The organism is Deltaproteobacteria bacterium (assembly GCA_011773515.1).
Classification (GTDB): domain Bacteria; phylum Desulfobacterota; class Deferrimicrobia; order J040; family J040; genus WVXK01.
Genome location: WVXK01000101.1, coordinates 1 through 1,125, shown reverse-complemented (window position 1 = coordinate 1,125; position 1,125 = coordinate 1). Strand labels below are relative to the sequence as shown.

Here is a 1,125-nt window from a genome sequence, read left to right as displayed (position 1 = left end):
GGGACCCGGGACCCGGGACTCTATTGGTGCTATAATTCTCCCCATGAAGAGAGTTATCATCGGCACTGCCGGACACATCGACCATGGAAAGAGCGCCCTGGTCAAAGCCCTCACCGGCATCGATCCCGACCGCTTGAAGGAGGAGAAGGAGCGGGGGATCACCATCGAGCTCGGCTTCGCCTCCCTTAACCTCCCGTCTGGCGCAAAGGGAGGGATCGTCGACGTTCCCGGCCACGAGAAGTTCGTGCGCAACATGGTGGCCGGGGCCACGGGAATCGACATCGTCCTCCTGATCATCGCCGCCGACGAAGGGGTGATGCCTCAGACGCGCGAGCACACCGACATCTGCAGGCTCCTCTCCATTCCCGCGGGCATCGTCGTCCTGACAAAGATCGACAAGGTGGAGAAGGAGTGGCTCGACCTGGTGGAGGAGGAGGTGAGGGCTTTCAAGAACGAGACCTTTCTCTCCGAAGCGCCCATCGTCCGGGTCTCTTCCCTCACCGGCGAGGGTCTCGACGGTCTCGTTGCAAACATCGACATCGTGGCGCAAAAGCTCTCGGAACGGTCTTCCGACCGGCCCCTCAAATACCCGATTGACAGGATCTTCACGCTCAAAGGGATCGGCACCGTCGTCACGGGAACCCTCCAATCGGGTACCCTGAGGAGGGATGAGGAGGTACAAATCCTGCCCCGGAAGAGGACCGCACGGGTTCGCTACCTCGAATCACACGGGGAAAAGCTCGACGTCGCCTATCCGGGAAGCCGGACGGCCGCGAACCTGACGGGCGTCAACCGGGAGGATCTCGTCCGGGGCGAGGTGATAACGGGGATGGGAGAGGTTACGACGACGACCGCCATCGACGCCCTGGTTGAGAACCTGAAGATGAACAGGAAGCCCTTCCGCTTCGGAACGAAGCTGAACCTCCACTCCGGGACCACCTACGTGGAGTCGATCCTGCAGCCCTACGGGAAGAGAGAGATTGCCCCGGGGGAGAAGGGCATCGCCCGGATCCACCTCTTTTCGCCCGCCGTGCTCTTCGGGAAGGAGCGTTTCATTCTCCGTGGCTATACCCAGCTGGAAAACTTCGGTTACACCGTGGGGGGAGGCATCGTGATCAACCCCTA

General features: G+C 61.3%; 1 protein-coding gene. It reads left to right on the top strand.

What is annotated here, in order from left to right:
- Positions 1-43: 43 nt before the first annotated feature.
- Positions 44-1,125, top strand: a 1,082-nt coding sequence (selB, locus tag GTN70_11120; protein NIO17513.1) for a selenocysteine-specific translation elongation factor, incomplete at its 3' end; no start/stop codon positions are given.